The organism is Sporosarcina luteola, from assembly GCF_007991495.1.
Classification (GTDB): Bacteria; Bacillota; Bacilli; order Bacillales_A; family Planococcaceae; genus Sporosarcina; species Sporosarcina luteola.
Genome location: NZ_BJYL01000039.1, coordinates 1 through 22,557, shown reverse-complemented (window position 1 = coordinate 22,557; position 22,557 = coordinate 1). Strand labels below are relative to the sequence as shown.

Here is a 22,557-nt window from a genome sequence, read left to right as displayed (position 1 = left end):
CGAATAAAAAAACCCGCCCCTCATTAGGGACGAGTTTGTGCTCGCGATACCACCCATATTCCGCTCGTTTCGCAAATGAAACAAATCGGCTCTCAGTCACGTACAACCATACGTGTTCCATGTAACGGCGGACATCCGTCAAAGCTTACTTGAGTCAGCTTTGCATCTCGGAGATGATTTTCAGATAAATTCTATTCATCGACTTTCACCAATCGTCGACTCTCTGGGGAACAGGTTTTTTTATCTTACTCTTTCTCGTCATTGACTTTCATTATTAGAAGTAATCTACCAGAAGGAAAATAGGGTGTCAATATGCTTTGCTAATATATCATTATTACTAATATTTCCACTGTTTGGTTACCTTAATTCTTACAGAAAAGCCTTGCTCATATGAACTACTCTTGTTCTTTCTTCACCTTGCCGCCTGCCACCGAAAGGCCTGTAACCCCAATGAGCATAATAATCGCACCGACTACTTGCCACTTGCCGAGAACACTGCCGAACCAGATGACCGAGATGATCATCGCGGTGAGAGGCTCGAAGCTTGAAAGAAGGCTCGTTTCAACCGGGGATATGTATTTCATGCTGCCGAGGAATAAAAGAAAAGCAACCGTGCCGATCAGAATGGCAAGTGAAAGCACCAAAACAATACGCCAATCACCAAGTGTAGCAATGCCAGCCTGAAGTTTTGTCATACTTGCGAAAAATAATACGCCGCCTCCTATGAGCATGCCCCACCCGACAGATAAGAGGACTCCCCATTCATTCATAAGCCGTGCAGGGTAAAGCGTGTAAAACGTAAACGTAAAGCCAACAGCAAGCCCCCAGGCAATCGCTCCGGCACTGAGTGCAAACCCGGACAGCGTGCCATTCGTCAAAAGAAAATAGAGACCAACCATCGTCACAATCATTCCTATCACTTGCGTAGCGGGTGGCAGCACACGTTGCCGAACGGAAACAAATAAAATAATATAAATAGGTGCAAGAAATTGAAACAGTGTCGCAATTACTGCATTGCTTGCATCAATGGCCCCGACGAACGTAAATTGGACGCCAAGCATGCCAAACAATCCGAAAATGACCATTTGCCGTAGCCAGACCTTATGCCGCAACGGCCTATAAATATCCTTGCCTTTCAATTTCAAAAACAGCAAAATAAAAAAACCTGCTATCAGCAAGCGGACTGTCAGCATGAAGGAGATGGACATATCGCTCGTCGCAAGGAGCCACTCCATCATCGGACCCGTTGCCCCCCACATCATCGCGCCTATTATTATCATAGAAATACCTTTAAGTCGATTCATTCGTCATTACCACCGTTGTTCGTTTCCATCAATTATACCATCTACATGCAAACGAAGAATCTTCTATTGTCTTTCACGTTCCCACGACTTGTTGTAAGAACTTGGGGTATAATAAAAGTATAGAAAACAACAAGGTGATGCTTATGGTTGGAATGGGATATCGGACAATTAAAACTGCAATAGGCGCAGGATTAGCAATTTGGATTGCGGGTTTATTCGACTTGGAGTTTGCATCCTTTGCAGCCATAATCGTCGTTATGTGTATCGAAAAGACAAAGAAAAGGACATTGCATTCCATTCAGAAAAAGTTCTTTGCGTCTCTTTTATCTTTAATTCTTGGTTCCATATGTTTTGAACTATTAGGGTATCATCCTATTGTGTTAACACTATTTATCTTATTGTTTGTTCCACTCCTGATAAAGGGCCGTATCCAGGAAGGTTTTGTTACAGGCATAGTTGTGGTTTTGCATATTTACACAGTGAAGGAAGCCAACCTGGAAAACTTATTGAATGAACTCTATATTATTTTCATCGGCATAGGAATTGCCTTGCTCGTAAACAGCATTATGCCAAGCTTTAAGAAAGAAATTGAAAAACATAAAACGGAAATTGAGAATAAATTCAGCATCATCCTTTACGAATTCTCAGCGCTTTTAAAGAACAGTGAGCGGAACTGGGACGGAAAAGAAGTAGACGAAGTCGAAAACATCCTCAATCAAGCTAAAAATACAGCCATCCAAGATGTAGAAAATCATCTGTTACGAAAAGAAGATGAGGATTATTATTATTTTGAAATGAGAGAGGACCAACTGGAAATCCTAAAGCAAATGGTAGCCATCCTGAGCATTGTTTCTTCATCAGATTTAGATGTCAAACAAAGAGGAATGCTTGCCAATATCTTTCTCAATATCAGTCAACATGTAGATTCAGGAGATACAACCATCGCATTAAAACAATTAGAAGAATACGAAGAGTCCATACGTGAAACCGAATTACCGAAGACAAGAGAAGAATTTGAAATCAGAGCAAATCTGTTTTATTTAAACTTCGAGATTAAGAACTACTTAATTATCAAGAAAAATATTTTTGAAAGAAGTAAATTTTAGGATTCAGGAACTCTTAAAAAGCCACGGGGACGGTTAACTCGGCTAAAGAAACCGTCTCCGTAGCTACAGCTATACATAGAAAAAGAATAGGACACTCACATATCCTATTCCCCTGCTACATTATTCATTTAGAAGTTTCGGTAAATAAATCATCGCCTTAAATAAATCTCCATCTACTTGAACTAAAAATCTTCCATGCTGGATATGAATAAGGCTTTCAGCAATCGACAATCCTAATCCGCTGCCTTGACTTGATCTAGAATCATCCCCTCGTTTAAAACGTTCCATTAGCTCATCTACTGAAATATTTAATTCATAGGCTGAAATGTTTTTAAACGTCACAAGTATTTCAGTTCCTAAATCCTCAACATCAATATATACCCTTGATGCAGGCAGTGCGTATTTGAAAATATTCGAAAATAAGTTTTCGATGGAGCGCCATAACAATTTACCATCAGCCTTTACATACACCTTTTCTGTTGGATGGGCTAACTTAACATCTAATGCCGACGCTTCAATTTTTTCATCCATTTCTCCGATTCCTTGCGTTAGTAATGATACGATGTCAATCCGCTCTAACTGAACTGGCATACTTCCACTTGACGCTTTAGCCGCTTCAAATAAATCATCCGTTAAATGCTTGAGTCTCTTCGATTTTTGATCTAATACCTCTATATACTCAGCAATTTTTTCAGGGTCATTTTCTATTTTTAATAAATCGACATACGTAATGATTGACGTTAAAGGCGTTCTGATATCATGCGAAACATTTGTAATGAGCTCTGTTTTTAAACGCTCGCTCTTAATTTCACTATCTACTGATTTATTTAACCCCTCGGTAATACGATTAATGTTCTTCGCGAGTTGGCTAAACTCCCCTTTTCCGTCTATTTCAATTCGATGCTGGAGATCACCATTTTTAATGTGCTCTACGCCTTCTTTAATGCGGTTGAACGACTTCACCTTTTTTAGCGCAAGCCAGGCAACCAGACCAATCGTAATCGGAAACATAAAAAATGTTGCCACAACTATTATTGGATAACCAATGACAAGTAGCACAGTTTTCACAGCTAAGCTACCGCTGTCAAATACATGTTTTATCGCGAAAAATACTTTTTTAAGAATTTGATAGATGAGTGTATGCGAAAGGATTGTTTTATTTTTAATATGCTTAACAAGCGATAGAACCAGCAGTAAGACAATTATAAAAATAGGTACCGTGAGAAGCAGGTAGATGTCGCGGAACACTTCAACAATCATGACGAACCACATCGACAGTAAACAACCAACGATTGCCACATTAAGGTCATTATAAAGTTTATCCATAGCATGCATATACAAGTTTTTATCTTTAAACGACGTTCTACCAATTACAATTATTAAATAAATAAAAGATACAATAAATCCTATTAAAAAGGCTATGGATTCATTCAGAAATCTTTTGGCTTCTGCTTTATCTTTTTCCCATACCTCTGTTTTTTGTTGTAAAAACGAGTCTGTAAACGCTATATACATGACGTCTGTTTGTGGATTCAACTTGTCAGCTTTATGCATTAAATAATTATAGTAGTGACCTTCCTGCACTTTATTCGGGTAAATTTTTTGTTGATAATCCCCATACACCATATAGGCATCATAGGATTCAAATTGCTCTTTCTTATTCAAATCACTATTGGAAAATACATGCTCACCATCACTCGCATAATAGACGATGCCTTTATAATTTTTCAATGTATCGACTAACTGATAAAACTCTTTTACTTGCATCCGCATACGTTCTTCTTTTTTCCGCTTGATCTGATCCGCATATTCTTCTTTGAAAATGCGTTTATTATCCGCCTCTTTCAAGTCGTAATCATATTCATTTGAAAAATAATATTCATCGTATAACTCGTCTTCAATGACTCGGTTATCCTCTTTCGTCAGTGACTTACCACTTAAAATATATTCTTCACTTTTATAGGCTCCGATTAATTCTGTCAAGGTGTGAAACAAGCCGTAATTTTCCTCGGCAAACGATTGACTTTCAAAATAACTATCCGTATTTACATCACTTAGTTGGACTCTATTGTATTCCAAGTCAATCAGTGCCTTCGCTGTACCTGTTAAGCAAACGATTGCCACAAGAAACACAACCACTTTCGTAATGCGTGAATGACTAATATTTTTCAACTTTATATCCAACTCCCCATACAACTTTTAAATACCTCGGTTCTTTCGGGTTAATTTCAATTTTCTCTCGAATCTTTCGAATATGAACCGAAACTGTGTTTTCTGGATTGACGGCTCTTTCATTCCATACCTTTTCGTAAATCTCTTCAATTGTGAATACTCTCCCGGCATTTGCTGTGAGAAGCTTTACAATTTTATACTGCACGGGTGTCAAATGAACCTCTTCTTTATCAACTGTAACGACTTTCCGCTCATCATCAATCATAAGCCCGCCCGATTGAAATACATGACTACTCATCTCAAGACTGCCAAATGTCGTATACCTTCGCAGCTGCGATTTCACTCTGGCCATCAGCTCTAACGGATTAAACGGTTTGGCCATATAATCATCCGCTCCTATATTCAATCCAAGTATTTTGTCATAGTCCTCCGACTTGGCAGAAAGCATAATTAACGGAATCATATTATCTTGCCGAATCTTCATCGTCGCTGTAATCCCATCCATTTTTGGCATCATAACATCCATAATAATTAAGTGAATAGAATGATCTCGAATAAGATCGATTGCCTCTATCCCATCGTAAGCTTTGTATACTTGATAGCCCTCGTTTTCCAAATAAATACTAATCGCCCTTACAATTTCTTTATCATCATCACAAATCAAAATGTTCAACGACAATCGCCCCTCCCTCCCTTATGCACATGTGATCACCCCTATAAATTTCGTATAAGAGTATGATACTAATAAAATCTTAACAAACACACACATCAATTCTTAATTGTTTCTTAGTAAGTAGACAAAAGCCGATTTTCTGTTTGCTCAGAAAATCGGCTTTTGTATTGTATTCACGCCTAATTTAACGCTAAAATACCACTTATTTGTGGTACGGTTCCCCCCGCATAATCCGAAACCCTCGATAAACCTGTTCCAACAACACCAACTTCATCAACTGGTGTGGAAATGTCATCTTCGAAAAGGACAACAACTCATCTGCCCGTTTCAACACGTCTTCATGTAAGCCTAACGAGCCACCAATCACAAATACGACTTTGCTGCGGCCATATGTCATCAATGATTCCATCCCTGCTGCCAATTCCTCGCTAGTTTTCATTTTTCCTTCAATCGCCAGCGCAATTACATATGCGTCTGAACTGATTTTTGCTAAAATCCGGTCCGCTTCTTTCTTCTTTACGATTTCCATATCTGCATCGCTCAATGACTCAGGTGCTTTTTCATCTGCCACTTCTACAAGATCGATTTTGGCATAGGCGCCGAGCCTTTTTGCGTACTCATCGATGCCCATTTTCAAATATTTTTCTTTTAGTTTGCCAACTGACACAATTGTAATATTCACAGGGTTGTCCACCTTCTCTAAATTGTTATGCACAGAACTTATGCACATATCCACAGGAATTTCTATATCTTGTGTCCGACTATTCGTTCGCCACAATATAAGATGCGGGTGTGTCACAGTAATCACATTTTGTGGATATCTTTTTGTCATTCTCAATTTTTTCTAAAATCGGGAAGGTCTCTTCTTCTGCTACAAACACGTCAAGTGCATGATTTATATGGGTTTCACAGCTCTTTAATTTCAACGTTCACACTACTTTCTTCATTTATTTTACACACAAGGTTATGCACAATTTTGATTTTTTATCCACATGTTCATAAGATGTACAGAAAAACAGGCAGAATAGCCGTTGTTCTGCTATGCTGCCTGTTGTGGATAAACATTTATTACACCACTGTAAAAAGTGTAACATTCTATTCAGCTTTCTGCCTGCTTTTTTGGATTTTCTTAGAATGTATTGCCGTCTCTTAATTCCATTTCGATCTCTATCAGTTTGCCTTCACGGTATACTTTCATCTTCATTGTATCGCCGACTTCTTTATCATTATATAGATGCTTCCTCAAACCGACCATGTCCTCGATTTTCTTCCCGTCCATTTCGACGATTACGTCATATTGTTGAACGCCTGCAGTTTCAGCTGGTGTATTGCTTAATACTTGTGTGATGATAACGCCATCAGTTACTTCCTTCGGCAATTTCAGGACTTCTTGTTGCTGTGAAGAAGGGATATCTCGTAAGTTCATAAGGCTGACACCCATTGTAGGCCGGTTGACGGTTCCTGTCTTCTCAAGGTCTTTAATGATTGGGACAGCGATGTTGATTGGAATCGCTAGACCGATTCCTTCAACGGTCTCTTGAGTAATCTTCATCGAGTTGATGCCGATGAGCTGGCCTGCCAAATTGATAAGCGCCCCACCCGAGTTTCCGGGATTGATGGCGGCATCGGTTTGCAGGACATCCGCTTGCCAGTCGACCGTGCCGTTTTTATCAAAATCAATTGGAATCGATCGGTCTTTCCCGGATACGATGCCCATCGTAACAGATCCGGCAAAACCGAGGCCGAGCGGGTTGCCGATGGCGATGACAGTCTCACCGCGTTTCAATGCATCCGAATCGCCGAATCCAATGACCGTTTTCACATGTTCAGCATCAATTTCTACAACCGCCAAATCTGTCCACATGTCGCTTCCGATCAGTTTGCCGTCTACTTTCGTTCCATCATCAAACGTAATTTCAAGTCCTTGCGCATTTTCGACGACGTGGTGATTTGTAACGATGTATGCTTTGCCGCCTTCTTTCTTATAGATAACTCCTGATCCGCTGCCTGTCTCCCTCGTTGTTTCGGCAGAAGACCAGAAATCCCGGACTGTTTGCAAGTTCGTTATACCGACGACTGTATCAGCAACTTCGGTAACAATGTCTGTGACATCAGTGTTAATATCGACCGATACCCGTTCACTCGTTAGATTGTTTACGCCGGATTGCTCCCGTTCGACTAAAGGCGTACCATTATCCTTCCCAGCTATGGAACTCATGAGGAACCAGACGATCAGTCCTCCAATAACGGCACCGAAAAGGGCGGGTAGAAATCCACCGCGGCGTTTCGGTTTAGTCGGGCGTCCCGTATAACGAGGCGGTTCCTCCAGCCTTTCAGGTTCCTCTATAATCGGCTTTTCCTCCTCATTGCGAGGACCTTGATTGAATTCGTCCATTCTCCTCTCCCTTTCTATACACAGTTACACTCACTCTACCCCATTATCCTTATTTAGAATCAAATCAATAATGAACTTTAATTGAATAAGCGGGCTCTTTGGACGCGGAACTCTCTTCCTTGAGCGCGGAAACCTCTTCCTTGGGCGCCGAACTCTCCTCCTTGAGCGCGAGAACCTCTTCCTTGAGCGCGATACTCTCTTCCTTGAGCGCGGAATTCTCTTCCTTGAGCGCCAGAACCTCTTCCTTGAGCGCGGGACTCATTTCCTTGAGCGCGGGAACCTCTTCCTTGAGCGCGGAACTCTCTTCCTTGAGCGCGGGAACCTCTTCCTTGAGCGCGATACTCTCTTCCTTGAGCGCGGGACTCTCTTCCTTGAGCGCGGAACTCACTTTCTTGAGCGCGGAACTCTCTTCCTTGAGCGCCAGAACCTCTTCCTTGAGCGCGGATCGACCTCTCTCTATTCATAATAAAAAACCTCACCCGAAGGCAAGGTTTCATTTACACAGTGACAAGCTCTGTCGGTTTTTCCGCATCGGTATCATATAAATGCACAAACTCGCCCGTGCGGATTCCGCATGCTTCCAAGGTCTGCGACACACTCATCCTTGCGAGGTCTTTCATATTGTTATCCTTGCTCAGATGCGACAAGTAGATGTGCGTTTCTTTTTCAGCTACTACTTCACTCATTGCAATGGCCGCATCCTCATTGGACACATGCCCGACATCACTCAAAATGCGTCGTTTAATAGACCAAGGATAGCGTCCCATTTGCAGCATGCTGACGTCATGATTACTTTCGAACACATATGCATCTGAAGCTGCTATATAGCCTTTCATCCGATCGCTTACATAGCCTGTATCCGTTATAATCGCCAGTTTTCGGTCGTTCTCGTGGAACACATAAAACATCGGATCCACCGAATCATGTGAAACGGCGAAAGACTGAATATCAAGCGACCCGAACGTCATTGACGTTTCCATATTGAAATGAAATCGTTGCTCCGTCGGAATATCGCCGACAAGGCCATTCATCGCAGACCATGTCTTTTCATTCGCATAGATAGGCACCTTATGCCTGCGTGCTAAAACACCAATCCCTTTAATATGGTCGCTATGCTCATGGGTTACAAGGATGCCATCTACGTTTTTCATCGAGCGGCCGATGCTTTCCAGCTGTTGCTCCATTCTTTTTGCACTGAGCCCGGCATCAACTAGAAAAGCATGATTTTCGGTTTCTATATATATCGAATTGCCCGTACTGCCACTTGCGAGCACACTAAAACGCATGTTAAAAACTCCTTATTCTTCTTCAACTTCTTCATTGTCTTCTTCCTCTATCTTTTCCAACTGAAATTCTATAACTTTACCTTCAATCGCATTGAGAAAATGATCCTCAATCGTACCATCCTTTAATTTTACACGAATGTTCCATGTTGGGGCAAATACTTGGGTTTCCGTCGTTAATTGAACGAGCGTCGAGTATCCGGCCGTTACACCGAGAACTGTGGAGTCTTGTTTCAAATAGCCTCTTGTTGCAAGTGAACCGACTGCTTCATCCTGTGTCAGCAATGCCTTTTTGCGATTATAGTTGCTAAACTTTTCAAGCATTCGCTGCTCATAATGGGTCACTTCATAATCCTCATCCCAATAGATGGTCAGCATGGCATTCTGACTATAGAAAATCGGTTCTCCTTTTACTGTTTGAAAGAAGATCGCTTTTTGGTTTTCTTCGTCTATTTCCCATTCTTTATACTCCGCTCCGTTCCAGACGTATTTCGTAAGGAAATCGGTAAAATTGAAATCCCCTTTCGCATTCTGTATCGACACCGCTGTACTCATATGGGAGACGATTTGTGTATTGTCCGAAATAACAATGGATTGGCTTTTCAATGTCTCAAGCTCTTCCTTCGTAAACATTTTAATATTCGCCGAGACATTCGAGAAATCACTCTTGGTTACTTGTGGAAGGTTATACGTTATATTTTCTTGTTTCATCAAATCCTCAATCGATGTCTTCCCGATCACTTGCACGTTTTGGGCCTCAGTACGCTGATTCACATATAAGGAATAGAGGAAGACATTCAATATCGAAAAGACGACTATGAAGATCGTTTTTGTTTTACTCCAATCCAATCTGTTCACCCCCGCCCTGTTCAGGTGAATACTGTTCCCAATTTCCTTTCATTAAATAAAACCATGCAGGCTCCATTACGAATATCTGTTGTTGCAAATCATGCCTCATCATATAGCCGACAGTAATGTCCTCAACCATTCCAAAATCGATTTTTCCGGACTCCATTAATGACTCGGCAATATCTACTCCTGGAGGAAGAATCATATTTTCATCCAATGGAAAGTCTAGATAATAATATGGACGGATATAACGGAAAACCCGATTCTCCCCGTAATATTGAGCAATCTCCGTCGTGCCTTTATTATCGCTGTAGACCGGATAGCCATGGATGAATAGCTGAAATTCAACGTATCTGGAATAAGTATTTATATATGAATATCTGAAAGAATTCGTCCAACCGCCATGCTCATTAATGGAATCTATCACGTCTAGTAAAAGATCTGAAGGAGTGATTGGTTCACGACTCTCTGCTGCGGGATGTACAAAGTTCAGCATTTTTGACTCCGTATTGACAATCAATAAAGCATGGTCGTCTCCGAATTCTTCATGATCGGCATCCACTTGACTTCGCCTTACTGCGTTCGGGTCATTGAATAGCGCATCCCGAAAACGTGTCGGGCTGATTTCTTCTTGATAATACGTGCTGCGGACCATTTGAACGGGTTCAACAGGCACTGCAATATATATAGATCCCTGTGCATCCACCTCTGTATAGGCATTGAAGTTTTCACCCTCGAGGACAATATTTCGGAACGCTGTCATCGTTTCTTGAATGGTTGCTTTCCCGTAATAATGTACACCCGTTGCGCGGTTGATGAAATGTACTTCGAATGCAATTTCATTCGGGTTCCATCTGACAACAATGCGGTCAAAACTGAATTCATCAGGCATTTTCATATCTTCAATTGGTAAGATTTCATCATAGACAAGCAATGGAACTGCAGCGTGGAAGTACATTGTATATTGGTTTGGTTGCTGAAAAAATTCTTTCATTTGTGCTTTATTCATTTCTTTCGGGTCGCGTACCAATTGGGATATTTTCCACTTGCTCATTTCACTCAATACCTTATCGATGTCTTCCTGCTCTGTCGTCCCCTTTAGATCCCCATCGTATTTGATGAGTAGCTTGTATGGTTTGATGACATCCTGTAATTGTTCTCGCTCTCCAATTGAAATATCCACTGTCGGCGATTGTTCTATCGGGTCTAACGTAGGGGCGTACGTCCAAATGGAAAGGGTGAAGGTTATGCTCAATAGGACGAGCAAAAGTAAAATGATCGATTTGATCGTTTCAATATACTTCAATCCCATTCACCATCCTCTTGTTGTTCATAAGGCAGAGTAAAGAATATTGTCGTCCCTTTGCCTTCTTCACTTTCCGCCCATATATCTCCTCCATGTGCGACAATCATTTCCTTAGCAATGGCCAGACCTAATCCTGTTCCGCCCATGGCACGGGATCTAGCACGGTCTGCACGATAAAAACGATCAAATATACGGTTGACGTTTGATTGGGGAATTCCCATTCCGTCATCAGAAATCATCACTTTAATAAATGTACCTGACATCGTCACTCCAAAACGGACATCGCCGCCATCGGGAGAATATTTGAGTGCGTTTGAGATGATATTGTCAATCACTTGTGTCATTTTATCGGTGTCGATCTCTACGAATAGATCTGTAGGAGGCAACAACCGTTTGAATCGTACTTTCTGCGATTTCGAAAACTCGAATCGTTCAATGATCGAATTGAAAAAGTGATTGAATTCCACCCACTCGGTATTCAGCTCATATTCCTTACTATCCATTCTTGAAAGCTTCAGCAAATCATTGACAAGTCGGATCATCCGCTCTGTCTCCGTCTGTGTCACCCGAAGGAAGGATGGTGCAATCTCTTCGTTTTTCCAGGCGCCTTCTGCCAACGCATCCAAATAGCTACGCATCGTTGTCAAAGGGGTGCGAAGCTCATGGGAAACATTCGATACGAACTCTCTTCTTTCCATATCAATTTTTTCTTGTTCCGTATTATCATGAAGGACGACAATGAGGCCATTTACGAATCCAGTTTCACGTTGGGTAACGGAAAATGTCGCGCGCAAAATATAAGGCTTTTCACTCGTACTGAAGTCGAGCGCGATTGAATCCTTCATTTGAATAAGGTCTTCAAATGTGTACTCTTGTTCTAAACCTAAAATGCTTGAAATGGGACGGTTCACCACAAGATCGCGTGTCATTCGCAGCATCATTAACGCTGAGTCGTTAATAAGACTGACCCGTCCTTTCCGGTCCGTCGAAATGACGCCATCCGTCATATTTTCAAGAACTGAGGCAAGCTTCCTTTGCTCACCTTCCGTCGTCGATTGTGATTCCTGCAACTGATTGGTTAGATGGTTGAAGGCAATTGCCAACTGCCCCATCTCATCATTCCCGTAGACATGGACCTTCCTTGAGAAATTTCCTTGCGCCATCGCTTGTGCTTGCCGTCTCATGTCAGAAATAGGCCTTGTGAATGTCTGGGCAATGAAAATACCAATGACGATTGTGATTGATAAGGAAACAGCCACCCCTCCTGCAAGGATTTGGTTGATTTCGTCAATCTGTTTGAACACCTTTTCGATATTTGCTGTAACGTAGAGTGTTCCAACTACTTCCTTATTGTTCATGATCGGCGTAACCCGCACCATAACACGTTTACCCGATGCTTGATCGAAATTGATCATCTCGTATGGTTGTTCGGAGGAGACAGATCTTCTGACGCTGTCCTCCATTGATCGTTGTCCGACGAGTGATTGATTGTCCAAAACCGAAGTTGCACGAATACGGTATTTCGCATCAATGACACGGATTTCGTTAATATCCTCCGAATTAAAGCCAGAAAGGACGGTCCTTAAGCTCTGTTCGATTGAAGGATCATCCGGAGAACGGTCTTTTATCATTTCTTCACGTACGCTGAATTCCACAAGATTCATTCTGTCGACAACCGATGTCGTGAAGTTTGTTTTTAACGTCTGATCAAGTTCCTTTGCAAAATATAGCCCGATGATCTGCATCGCTACAATGATAAGCAAAATGTAGATGAGAATAAATTTTACGTGGATGGATTGAAAGAATCTGACTTTCTGCACTTCTTTTACTCCTGTTCCGGATCACGCAAATAGTAGCCAACACCACGTCTCGTCACAATCCAAGTCGGATGACTTGGAGTATCCTCAATCTTTTCACGCAAACGGCGTATTGTTACATCCACCGTCCGTACATCCCCGAAGTAATCGTAACCCCATACTGTTTGCAGAAGATGTTCTCTCGTCATCACTTGTCCAATATGTTTAGCTAAGTAGTGCAACAATTCGAATTCACGATGTGTCAGTTCAATGGAATCTCCCCGCTTTTGCACCAAATAGGCATCAGGCTGAATAACAAGGCTTCCGACTGTAATTTCATTAGATGCTTCATCCTGCTCTTCAGATAATGTCTTTGAATGCCTGCGCAAGTTCGCCTTCACTCTGGCAATCAATTCACGTGTCCCGAATGGCTTCGTTACGTAATCATCCGCTCCTAATTCCAATCCAAGCACTTTATCAATTTCTGAGTCCTTCGCTGTCAGCATGATGATTGGGAAATCATACTTTTTCCGGACCTCTCTGCATACTTCCATGCCATCCCGTTTCGGCAGCATAATGTCTAGCAGCATGATGTCCGGCTGCACTTCCTCGACTTTCGCAAGCGCTTCTTCGCCGTCATACGCGCAATGGACATTGAAACCTTCCTTCTTTAAATTAAACTCTAATATATCTGCAATCGGTTTTTCATCATCTACGACAAGAATCGTTTTATTTTGCATAATTCATTCCCTTTCCCGCCAAGCTGGCGCCTTCTTATTATCTCTTAACTCTTATCAATGTAATTCACACAAGCATAGGCACTGAGCAATTTAATCTCTCTATTTATATTCTATGCAAGTCTTTATATACCTTCTTGGTATTTCCCGGACTTCCATCGATATTTCCCGGGGAATTCAATCCAGCTCCAGGCGGCAGCCTCTCAGGTCACTTCGATGCTAAACGCCGCTTTCCGCTTTATAATAGAAAAAGAGACGGCAACAGATTACTGTGGCGTCTCCATCCGTATTCTTTATCTTAACACATTTAAAGGATTAATATTGGATCCGTTCTTAAACACTTCGAAGTGAAGATGCATGCCTGTGGAGCGTCCTGTTGAGCCCATAACACCTATTTTTGTTCCTTGTGGCACTGTTTGTCCAACTTTGACGTTTATTGATGAAAGATGGGCGTATAAAGTTTCATAGCCGTTGTTATGTGTAACAACGATCCGATTGCCGTATGTGCTATGCCAGCCAACATCTGTCACGACTCCGTTGTCAGCTACAAATATGGAACGGGATGATGGTCGCGCAATATCGATGCCTTGATGTACGCGTCCCCATCTTTTACCCATTTGGCTGGAAACATAACCGCCATCCGCAGGCCACATGAAGTTGCCTGTTCCGCGTGATGGCATAACTTTCGTACCTACAACTGTCACTTCATGTACAGGTTCTTCCAAAACATGCTCTTCCGCTACGGATTTTCCGATCACTGTACCGTTCTTTTTGCGAACGATGCGAGTTACAGACTTTCTACCGTCTGCTCCCTCTTGCTTTACTCTTTTCTCGCCTTTGAACACGGATTCATCCTTTTCAGTTAACTTCTTGAACTGGATAGGTTCAATCTCTTTTGTTTCATAATGCGCTTCTACTTCGACCAATGGTTCAAGAACTGTCACATTCAGTTGCTGATCAATTTGCAGCACCGTATCTTCAGAGATGCCTGGATTCAGTTCCATTAATGTTGCAGTCGACATATTATGGGCGCTTGCAATGCTCCCCAATACATCACCTGGTTCGATAGCGTATTTCTTTTCTTCTAGTGTTCCTTTATTCAAAATGGTTTTCGCTTCCTGAACGCTTCTTATTTTTTCAGGGGCTACTCGTCCTTCTGTCGCTTGTAGATCGACACTGAATTGAATATTTGCTAACCGCGTTTCATTTTCCTTTAGCGGTGGTATAGGTTCAGTAGACTGTTTGCGGGCTTCAAATTCAACAAGCTCCTGTTCGGTAACTGTTTGTAAAGCAAGTGCCTTGATTAGCTCTTCATAATCAGTCATATCTCTAACATAGATTGGTGTGTCTTCGCCAATTTGAATGCCGACTGCTTCTGCCTCCACGGACAGCAAGCCTTGTAGTTCTCCAAGAACCTTTTCATCATCTGTTCCAACGGTAAATACTTTTTCCGGCACGACAGATAGCTCTGTACCAATTTCCAATGGGATACCTTCGAATTCGGAGGCCACTTTCTGTAATTCCTCTTCTTTGAGCAGCTCTATCTTTTTATCGTCCGAAAGCATTCCAACGTACTGACCATCCGTATAAACATGATAGACTGTATGTATAGATGAACCGTCGTTTTTTTCCAATGCATAGCCTGAACTGATGCCAATTCCAGCAAATAATATTGTAATGAATCCAACCTTTTGGATTTTCTTATATAGGAAACTTCTCTCTTTATGTTCCTTCATTTCCCTACCTTTGAAAAACATCTTTTGAGACCCCTTCCGATTGATGCCTATAAATATGGCAATCAACCTAATGAAAGATTTTCACGCTTCTCTAATTTACCATATCCGCTAAGTGGCTTGTCAGTTTTCGACACTTTGTAATGAAATTGTAGTATTGTAACCAATTATTCTTATTTTTTTACATAAGTTAGTAAAAAGTACATAGACCAAATTCCTAAAACCAGGATTTCTGCACCAAAAAAGCCTTGATCGTCTGTTTTTACAGAATGACCAAGGCTTCGTTTATTGATAGGACGGTGCCTGGTGTTGGCTCCAATCGATGTTCAAGAATTTATTATACTCTTTCGCGAAGGCAAGTGTGACGGTACCGGTAGGACCATTCCGCTGCTTCGCTATAATAATTTCAATCATATTCTGATTCTCTGTTTCCTTGTCATAGTAATCTTCCCGGTAAAGGAATGAAACGATATCGGCATCCTGCTCAATACTTCCTGATTCCCGCAAGTCGGACATCATCGGACGTTTGTCCTGACGTTGCTCAACGCCTCGGGAAAGCTGGGAGAGTGCGATGACCGGGATCTTCAATTCACGCGCAAGCGCTTTTAACGATCGAGAGATTTCAGATACTTCCTGCTGACGATTCTCTCCAGAACGGCCACTCCCCATAATGAGCTGCAAATAATCGATCATGATCATGCCAAGACCATGCTCTTGTTGAAGCCGTCTGCATTTCGAACGAATTTCGTTAATACGGATACCTGGCGAGTCATCGATGAAAATCCCCGCATTGGACAAGCTGCCCATTGCCATCGTCAATTTCCGCCAATCCTCTGCCTCCAAGTTCCCCGTACGCAACACTTGCGCATCAATATTCCCTTCTGCACAAAGCATACGCATGACCAGTTGTTCTGCACCCATCTCCAAACTGAAAATCGCGACGTTCTCATCCGTCTTGGTCGCCACGTTTTGCGCCACGTTCAATGCAAATGCCGTCTTACCGACGGAAGGCCGAGCTGCTACGATAATGAGATCATTCCGTTGAAAGCCCGCAGTAATCTTGTCAAGGTCGCGGAAACCGGTTGGAATACCCGTCACTTCCCCTTTTCTCGTATGAAGAAGCTCGATATTATCATACGTTTCGACAAGGACATCTTTTATATGCTTAAAGTCCCCTGCATTTTTCCTGTTGGAGACTTCCATAATCCTTTTTTCGGCTTCTGAAAGAACCGCTTCTACTTCATCCTCTTTCGTGAAACCTTCTTCCACGATATTGGTGGCTACACGAATAAGACGTCTTAAAATGGACTTCTCTTCAACAATCTTTGCATAGTATTCGATGTTTGCCGCTGTTGGTACAGCATTTGCAATTTCGGTTAAATAAGAAATGCCTCCGACGTCTTCCAATTCCTTCTTCGCGGAAAGCTCTTCGGTGACAGTCACTACGTCAATGGCTTGTCCTTTATCGCTCAGGATAAGCATCGTGTCGAATATTTTTTCGTGAGCTGTCCTATAGAAGTCGTCCGGACGGAGGATCTCCGACGCCGTGATCAGCGCTTCCGGTTGCAGGAAGATCGCCCCGATGACCGATTGTTCCGCTTCGTTATTATGCGGAGGGACGCGATCATATACCTGGTCCATCATTATCGCTCCCTATCATTCTTCGGTTACATGGACTTTAAGCGTAGCTGTAACTTCCGGGTGCAGTTTAATCGGCACATTTGTATAGCCGAGGGCCCGTATTGCATCAGGCAGTTCCATTTTACGACGATCCACTTTAATTTTATGCGTTTTTTCCAAGGCGTCTGCAATTTGCTTAGTTGTGATGGAGCCGAAAAGCCGTCCGCCCTCTCCGGATTTTGCTTTCATTTCCACCGTTTTCTCGTCAATCTGTTCCTTCAACCTTTTCGCATCAGCTAATTCTTGCGCGGCGTCTTTCTCCGCACGTTTCTTCTGACCTTCCAACTGGCTAAGACTTGCGGGTGTCGCTTCAATTGCTAATTTATTTTTCAACAGGAAGTTTTGTGCATAGCCTACTGAAACTTCTTTCACTTCACCTTTTTTACCTTTGCCTTTGACATCTTTCAAGAAAATTACTTTCATCGTCATTTTCCCCTTTCCAATTTATCTTCTAATGCGGATTTCAATAATTCTTCCGCTTCTTGTATTGTTTCCACTTCCAGTTGGCAGGCGGCATTCGTCAAATGTCCACCGCCTCCGAGCTCTTCCATGACTAGTTGGACATTCAGTTCCCCGAGTGACCGGGCACTGATTCCAATCTTGCCGTCTGCACGGGATGCGATGACGAACGAGGCGATTACCCCTTTCATCGTCAACAGGATATCCGCGGTCTGTGCGATGAGCACTGAACCATACGCGACTCCTTCCTGCCCTTTTGCAATAGCAATGCCTGAGGGCATGAGCTCAACAGTTTCAATGATTTTGGACCGTTCGATATATGTCTCGATATCTTCCTTCAGCAGGCGTTGCACGAGCACGGTATCTGCCCCATTCGTCCGTAAATAGGACGCGGCTTCAAATGTCCTGGATCCCGTACGCAACGTGAAGCTTTTCGTATCTACAACAATACCGGCAAGAAGTGCAGTCGCTTCGAGTGTTGTTAACTTTTCATGCTTCGGTTGGTACTCAAGCAATTCCGTCACAAGCTCCGCAGTTGACGAGGCATAAGGTTCCATATAGACGAGCATCGTATTATTGATGAATTCCTCCCCACGCCTATGGTGATCGACAACGACAACCTTCTCAGCTTTGTCAATCAACCTCTCATCAATGACCATGCTTGGTTTATGTGTGTCTACAATGACGAGAAGAGATTTATCCGTCAACATCGACAAGGCGGTTTCAGGATCGATGAATTGTTGAAATAATTTATCGTCCTTGTTGATTTCATCCATCAGCCTTGTGACACTGCCGTCAAGCTCGTCGAAATTGAGGACGACATACCCTTCAACATTGTTCATCCTCGCCATCTTACGTACACCGATTGAGGCCCCTATCGCATCCATATCGGGCATTTTATGGCCCATGACCACTACTTTATCGCTGCCTTGGATTAAATCGCGCAAGGCATGTGAAATGACCCTGGCACGCACCCGGGTCCGTTTCTCCACAGGGTTTGTTTTCCCGCCGAAAAACTTCAGCTTCCCATCCGTATGCTTAATAGCGACTTGATCACCGCCACGACCTAGTACAAGGTCCAAGCTGGATTGGGCAAGTTCTCCTAATTCGGTAAGAGCTGCGGAGCCGGTACCAACCCCGATGCTTAGCGTCAATCCAGCATTCTGTATAGCCGTCTTTTCACGTATATCATCGAGGATCGTAAATTTTGCGGTTTCCAATTTGGATAAAATCTCTTCATTAAAAACTGCTAGAAAACGATCGGATGCAATCCTTTTCACGAAAATACCGTTCTCCGTTGCCCAACTATTTACAAGGGACGTAACAAGTGAATTAAGATGGCTCCTCATCTGATCATCCATCGTCTGGGCAAGCTCATCATAATTATCGACGAGCATGATTCCAAGAACTGTACGATCTTTATAATATAGTGATTCCATCTCCACTTTTTCAGTAATATCAAATAGATATAGTAGTTTCTCTTCAGCCTTGTAAATGACTTTATAGGTTGAAGTCCCAATCTTCAACGGCGGTGTCTTTGATTCTTCACTTTTAAGTATCGAATGAAATGCTTCTGATAGATGAAACAATTCTTCACCGATCAACGTCTCTTTATTAAAGATTGTTACTGCAGAGGGGTTCGCCCATTCAATGATATTTTTTTCATTGAAAAGAATAATGGCGATCGGCAATTCCAGCAATGCCTCTTCTCCCACTCTTTTCATCCGATAAGAAAGAGATTCAATATGTTTTTCCGTTTCCACATATGTCTGATCTTCAATCTTCCAAGAAAGTCCAACTGCTAAAATGAAAGGAATCGTGAATAGAAGGCCTGCCCAGAAGTTCGATAGAAACAGCAGAACGGCTGCCATCAATCCAAGGAGAGAGATGACAGTCAATGGATATCGGATAGCTCTTCTTCTAAAAAATGACTTCATTGTCTCCCCCCTTACTTCTTCAAGTTGTCTTTCCCGATCCAAGCCCGGATATTCATACCTATATCAAGTATGCCAAGAAGTGTGGTTATTTGACTGAGTAATAAAGCAAAAATGGTTGCAAAAAATGTTACGATTCCAGGCAACTTCATTCTGTGCATAAAATAATGAACTAATGCCAGCCCTTGCAATAACAGCAATGACCTTAAAATGACTGTTGCATTGACATACATTAAATATGCCGTCGAGTCTGGCGACATCTCCATTATGAAAGGCAATAAAATGAGTAACCCGTAAATAAAAATAGTAATAACAGGCAATTTCATGTCACGGAATGGCGGGAACTTCGGTACGTCATGACCTAGTCGTCGAAGCACCTCGAAGTTAGGGATCACCATCAAGAATGTAAATACATATACCGATAGAATGAACACAGCTGGAATGGACGTCCGGTACATCGTGAATGCGTCAGTTACTATTTTTTCATAGGACTCAGGAAATGCGCCAAAGCTGTTTAACGATGCCTTGAATTGTTCTTCGGACTCCTTCAACAATGTCATGAGAGTATCCATGATATTCACCTCGAAAAACAAAGCAAGCACCAAATAGAACACAACTCCCATGATGATTAAATAGAGCCCGGAAGCCATAAACGTATACAGTTTAGATTTTCCAAGTTGTATCGACTCAGCAATGAGCATGCCCATCACTCCAAATAAGAAAGCAAGGAACCATAAAACGGGGCCTCCTATCGGCAGTGCCAGCAGATTTGCCACCGCCACAACAAGAATCGTTGACCCCCGATCATGCCGCAACCGATAAAGAATGATTGGCAATGGGGTGAAAATCAGCATAATCACACCGAATAAGGGGATGAAGAATGCTCCTGCTAATAGGATGATGAATAGTGCTAACATCATCGCACCATATGTGATTTTTTTTGATTGGTCTTGCATCAGTCATTTCCTCCGTCCAGCCAATGGACTACTTTCTTCGTAATTGTCCATTGCCTCAATGAATGTGAGTTCCTTCAATTGTATCATGATTGGAACCATTAAACCAAAGACTGCATGCATGGATCTTCCCGGTTCATATCAAAAAACCGCCTTTGGACCGGGAGTGCCGGTTTCACAAGGCGGTTAAAAATATTTTTTTTTATCTTTCTTCTGCTACGAACGGAAGAAGTGCCATAATACGAGCACGTTTAATAGCAGTCGTTAATTTACGCTGATATTTTGCGCTTGTACCAGTTACACGGCGAGGCAAGATCTTTCCACGTTCAGAAACGAATTTCTTAAGTAGATCAGTATCTTTATAATCGATATGTGTAATGTTATTCGATGTAAAATAGCAGACTTTACGGCGTCTTTTACCTCCACGGCGTGGTGCCATATCGCTTTCCCTCCTTACTTGACTACGTCAATGACAGTGATTATCAGAATGGCAGATCGTCATCCGATACTTCTATCGGACCGCTGCCTACTGAAAATGGATCATCATCAGTGCGTGTATAGTTTTGTTGTTGGGCTGGTTGTTGATAATTTTGATTCGGCTGCTGGTTCTGATAGTAAGGCTGTTCGTTTCGTGGTGCACTATTATAAGCAGCTCCAGATCTCTCAGAATTCGTAGAATTCGCATTTCGCGGTTCAAGGAATTGAACGCTGTCCGCTACGACTTCCGTCATAAAGACGCGTTTGCCATCTTGTCCATCAAAGCTGCTCGTTTGGATACGGCCTTCGATTCCGGCAAGACTTCCTTTGCGCAAAAAGTTTGCGGTATTCTCCGCCTGTTTTCTCCAAGTGACACAGTTGATGAAATCTGCTTCACGCTCTCCCTGTTGGTTCGAGAATGTGCGATTCACTGCCAGTGTGAAGCGTGTGACCGCAACACCGGATTGTGTATACTTGAGTTCAGGATCTTTTGTCAATCGGCCAACTAAAACGACACGGTTAATCATCAGAATACAACCCCCTCATCATTTTCAAGTTCCACCTTTTAACAGCATTTCGTTTTTTATGGATTAGTTGTCTAGACGAACTGCCATATGACGAATGATATCTTCATTGATGTTCGCAAGACGATTGAATTCATCGATTGCTTCAGTACCTGCGTTAGCTGTTACCAATTGGTAGTAGCCTTCACGCAAGTCGTCGATTTCGTAAGCAAGACGACGCTTGCCCCACTCTTTCGACTCGATGATTTCCGCTCCGTTAGAAGTAAGGATTTCATCGAAACGAGTGATCAACGCTTTTTTAGCTTCATCTTCTACTGTTGGACGGATGATGTACATGATTTCGTACTTTCTCATCTGTAGTCACCTCCTTATGGACTTTGGCCCACTTGTTACGGCGGGCAAGGAGTAAGTAATCTTATTACTCACATCAATACATTTTAGCATGGTGTTCTTGGATATTCAAGCATTAAATTTCATTAAAATCGGATTTCCGCTTCCCGCTGGAGTCGCCGCCCTCCACTACAATCCTTAGCAAGTTACTTTTAAATTTGTAAATTTAGTATATCCAAATTGTGTATACTTATTGTGAGGGGTGATTTGATGGGAATTGAGGCTGAACCAGATAAGATCATTGAGATTGATTTGCCGAAGGTGGCGAAGGGTGGATTGTGGCTTACTTTTCTATCACTTATTGGGTTGATCATTTTGAAAGTGTTGATTGAAGGGGAATTCACTTACTCCATTACTATTTGGAGTGTGTTGTTTTTTGTGGGCGGTTATGTTCTATTGATTGTTCTCCATGAGCTTTTTCATTTGCTTGGTTTTAGAGTGTTTGGCAAGGTGCCTTGGAGAAGTATGATTGTTGGGATGAATCTTAAGCTGGGGATTGCTTATGCGACGACTGATGTACCGATGACGAATAAGGCTATCCGCAAGGCGTTATTGCTTCCATTTTGGACGACGGGTGTTGTACCCGCAATTATTGGATTGGCGATCGGGAATGGTATTTGGCTTACCTTGGCTGCTTTTCTTATTGGTGGTGCAGCTGGTGATTTTGCGATGTATAAGGAATTACGTAAACTGCCGGATGAATGGCTGGTGAAGGATGATCCAGAGTTGCCGAAGCTTTATTTATATAAACCAGAACGGGAAATTAAATCGAGTAGGAGGGAGTGA

At 42.3% G+C, this 22,557-nt stretch carries 22 protein-coding genes and 1 other annotated feature; of the genes, 2 read left to right on the top strand and 20 right to left on the bottom strand.

Annotated features, from left to right (window positions below; genetic code table 11):
• Positions 1–22 precede the first annotated feature (22 nt).
• Positions 23–271, bottom strand: a binding site (T-box leader).
• Positions 272–395: 124 nt separating this feature from the next.
• On the bottom strand, positions 396–1,304 hold the full coding sequence (locus SLU01_RS14295) for a DMT family transporter (RefSeq protein ID WP_147059508.1): 909 nt from the start codon (positions 1,302–1,304) through the stop codon (positions 396–398).
• A gap of 143 nt (positions 1,305–1,447) precedes the next feature.
• Here SLU01_RS14295 and SLU01_RS14290 point away from each other — a divergent pair, with 143 nt between their 5' ends.
• Positions 1,448–2,410 (top strand): aromatic acid exporter family protein, encoded by a 963-nt coding sequence (locus SLU01_RS14290; protein ID WP_170232724.1) that lies wholly within the window; start codon positions 1,448–1,450, stop codon positions 2,408–2,410.
• A 120-nt stretch (positions 2,411–2,530) separates the two neighbouring features.
• Here SLU01_RS14290 and SLU01_RS14285 read toward each other — a convergent pair whose 3' ends face one another.
• From SLU01_RS14285 to rpsF, 19 genes are all read right to left on the bottom strand, one after another.
• Positions 2,531–4,582 carry a HAMP domain-containing sensor histidine kinase gene (locus SLU01_RS14285; protein WP_218029707.1) on the bottom strand — a complete coding sequence of 684 codons (2,052 nt, stop codon included), beginning with the start codon at positions 4,580–4,582 and terminating at the stop codon, positions 2,531–2,533.
• Complete coding sequence (locus SLU01_RS14280; protein WP_147059562.1) at positions 4,569–5,255, bottom strand: response regulator transcription factor; 687 nt, start codon at positions 5,253–5,255, stop codon at positions 4,569–4,571. Before SLU01_RS14280 ends, SLU01_RS14285 begins: the two co-directional genes overlap by 14 nt.
• A 202-nt stretch (positions 5,256–5,457) precedes the next feature.
• On the bottom strand, positions 5,458–5,937 hold the full coding sequence (rlmH, locus tag SLU01_RS14275; RefSeq protein WP_147059502.1) for a 23S rRNA (pseudouridine(1915)-N(3))-methyltransferase RlmH: 480 nt from the start codon (positions 5,935–5,937) through the stop codon (positions 5,458–5,460).
• Positions 5,938–6,016: 79 nt separating this feature from the next.
• Positions 6,017–6,181: a CxxH/CxxC protein gene (locus SLU01_RS14270; RefSeq protein ID WP_147059500.1), complete on the bottom strand. Its 165-nt coding sequence runs from the start codon at positions 6,179–6,181 to the stop codon at positions 6,017–6,019.
• 203 nt (positions 6,182–6,384) lie between these two features.
• A complete protein-coding gene (locus tag SLU01_RS14265; protein ID WP_147059498.1) occupies positions 6,385–7,650 on the bottom strand; it encodes a S1C family serine protease in 1,266 nt (421 codons plus the stop codon).
• 64 nt (positions 7,651–7,714) lie between these two features.
• A complete protein-coding gene (locus tag SLU01_RS14260; protein ID WP_147059497.1) occupies positions 7,715–8,038 on the bottom strand; it encodes a hypothetical protein in 324 nt (107 codons plus the stop codon).
• A 109-nt stretch (positions 8,039–8,147) separates the two neighbouring features.
• Positions 8,148–8,936, bottom strand: a complete 789-nt coding sequence (locus SLU01_RS14255) for an MBL fold metallo-hydrolase (RefSeq protein WP_147059495.1) — start codon at positions 8,934–8,936, stop codon at positions 8,148–8,150.
• Between the two features lie 12 nt (positions 8,937–8,948).
• A complete protein-coding gene (locus SLU01_RS14250) occupies positions 8,949–9,782 on the bottom strand; it encodes a two-component system regulatory protein YycI (protein WP_147059492.1) in 834 nt (277 codons plus the stop codon).
• On the bottom strand, positions 9,769–11,094 hold the full coding sequence (locus SLU01_RS14245) for a YycH family regulatory protein (RefSeq protein WP_147059490.1): 1,326 nt from the start codon (positions 11,092–11,094) through the stop codon (positions 9,769–9,771). Before SLU01_RS14245 ends, SLU01_RS14250 begins: the two co-directional genes overlap by 14 nt.
• Entirely contained in the window at positions 11,085–12,908 is a 1,824-nt protein-coding gene (gene walK, locus SLU01_RS14240) for a cell wall metabolism sensor histidine kinase WalK (RefSeq protein ID WP_147059488.1), read from the bottom strand. Before walK ends, SLU01_RS14245 begins: the two co-directional genes overlap by 10 nt.
• 5 nt (positions 12,909–12,913) lie before the next feature.
• Positions 12,914–13,624: a response regulator YycF gene (gene yycF, locus SLU01_RS14235; RefSeq protein ID WP_147059486.1), complete on the bottom strand. Its 711-nt coding sequence runs from the start codon at positions 13,622–13,624 to the stop codon at positions 12,914–12,916.
• Positions 13,625–13,914: 290 nt separating this feature from the next.
• Complete coding sequence (locus SLU01_RS14230) at positions 13,915–15,378, bottom strand: M23 family metallopeptidase (RefSeq protein ID WP_147059484.1); 1,464 nt, start codon at positions 15,376–15,378, stop codon at positions 13,915–13,917.
• Positions 15,379–15,639: 261 nt separating this feature from the next.
• The gene (dnaB, locus tag SLU01_RS14225) at positions 15,640–16,995 is read right to left on the bottom strand and encodes a replicative DNA helicase (protein WP_373866422.1); all 1,356 of its coding nucleotides are present in this window, start codon (positions 16,993–16,995) and stop codon (positions 15,640–15,642) included.
• 15 nt (positions 16,996–17,010) lie between these two features.
• Entirely contained in the window at positions 17,011–17,457 is a 447-nt protein-coding gene (gene rplI, locus SLU01_RS14220) for a 50S ribosomal protein L9 (RefSeq protein WP_147059480.1), read from the bottom strand.
• Between the two features lie 2 nt (positions 17,458–17,459).
• A complete protein-coding gene (locus tag SLU01_RS14215; RefSeq protein ID WP_147059478.1) occupies positions 17,460–19,430 on the bottom strand; it encodes a DHH family phosphoesterase in 1,971 nt (656 codons plus the stop codon).
• Between the two features lie 11 nt (positions 19,431–19,441).
• On the bottom strand, positions 19,442–20,383 hold the full coding sequence (locus SLU01_RS14210) for a YybS family protein (protein ID WP_147059476.1): 942 nt from the start codon (positions 20,381–20,383) through the stop codon (positions 19,442–19,444).
• Positions 20,384–20,582: 199 nt separating this feature from the next.
• Complete coding sequence (rpsR, locus tag SLU01_RS14205; protein ID WP_147059474.1) at positions 20,583–20,819, bottom strand: 30S ribosomal protein S18; 237 nt, start codon at positions 20,817–20,819, stop codon at positions 20,583–20,585.
• 43 nt (positions 20,820–20,862) lie between these two features.
• Entirely contained in the window at positions 20,863–21,384 is a 522-nt protein-coding gene (gene ssb, locus SLU01_RS14200) for a single-stranded DNA-binding protein (RefSeq protein WP_147059472.1), read from the bottom strand.
• Positions 21,385–21,447: 63 nt separating this feature from the next.
• The gene (gene rpsF / locus SLU01_RS14195) at positions 21,448–21,735 is read right to left on the bottom strand and encodes a 30S ribosomal protein S6 (protein ID WP_147059470.1); all 288 of its coding nucleotides are present in this window, start codon (positions 21,733–21,735) and stop codon (positions 21,448–21,450) included.
• A gap of 246 nt (positions 21,736–21,981) precedes the next feature.
• Between rpsF and SLU01_RS14190 the strand changes: the two genes are divergently transcribed.
• Positions 21,982–22,557, top strand: coding sequence for a DUF3267 domain-containing protein (locus SLU01_RS14190; protein WP_147059468.1), 576 nt, complete (start codon positions 21,982–21,984; stop codon positions 22,555–22,557).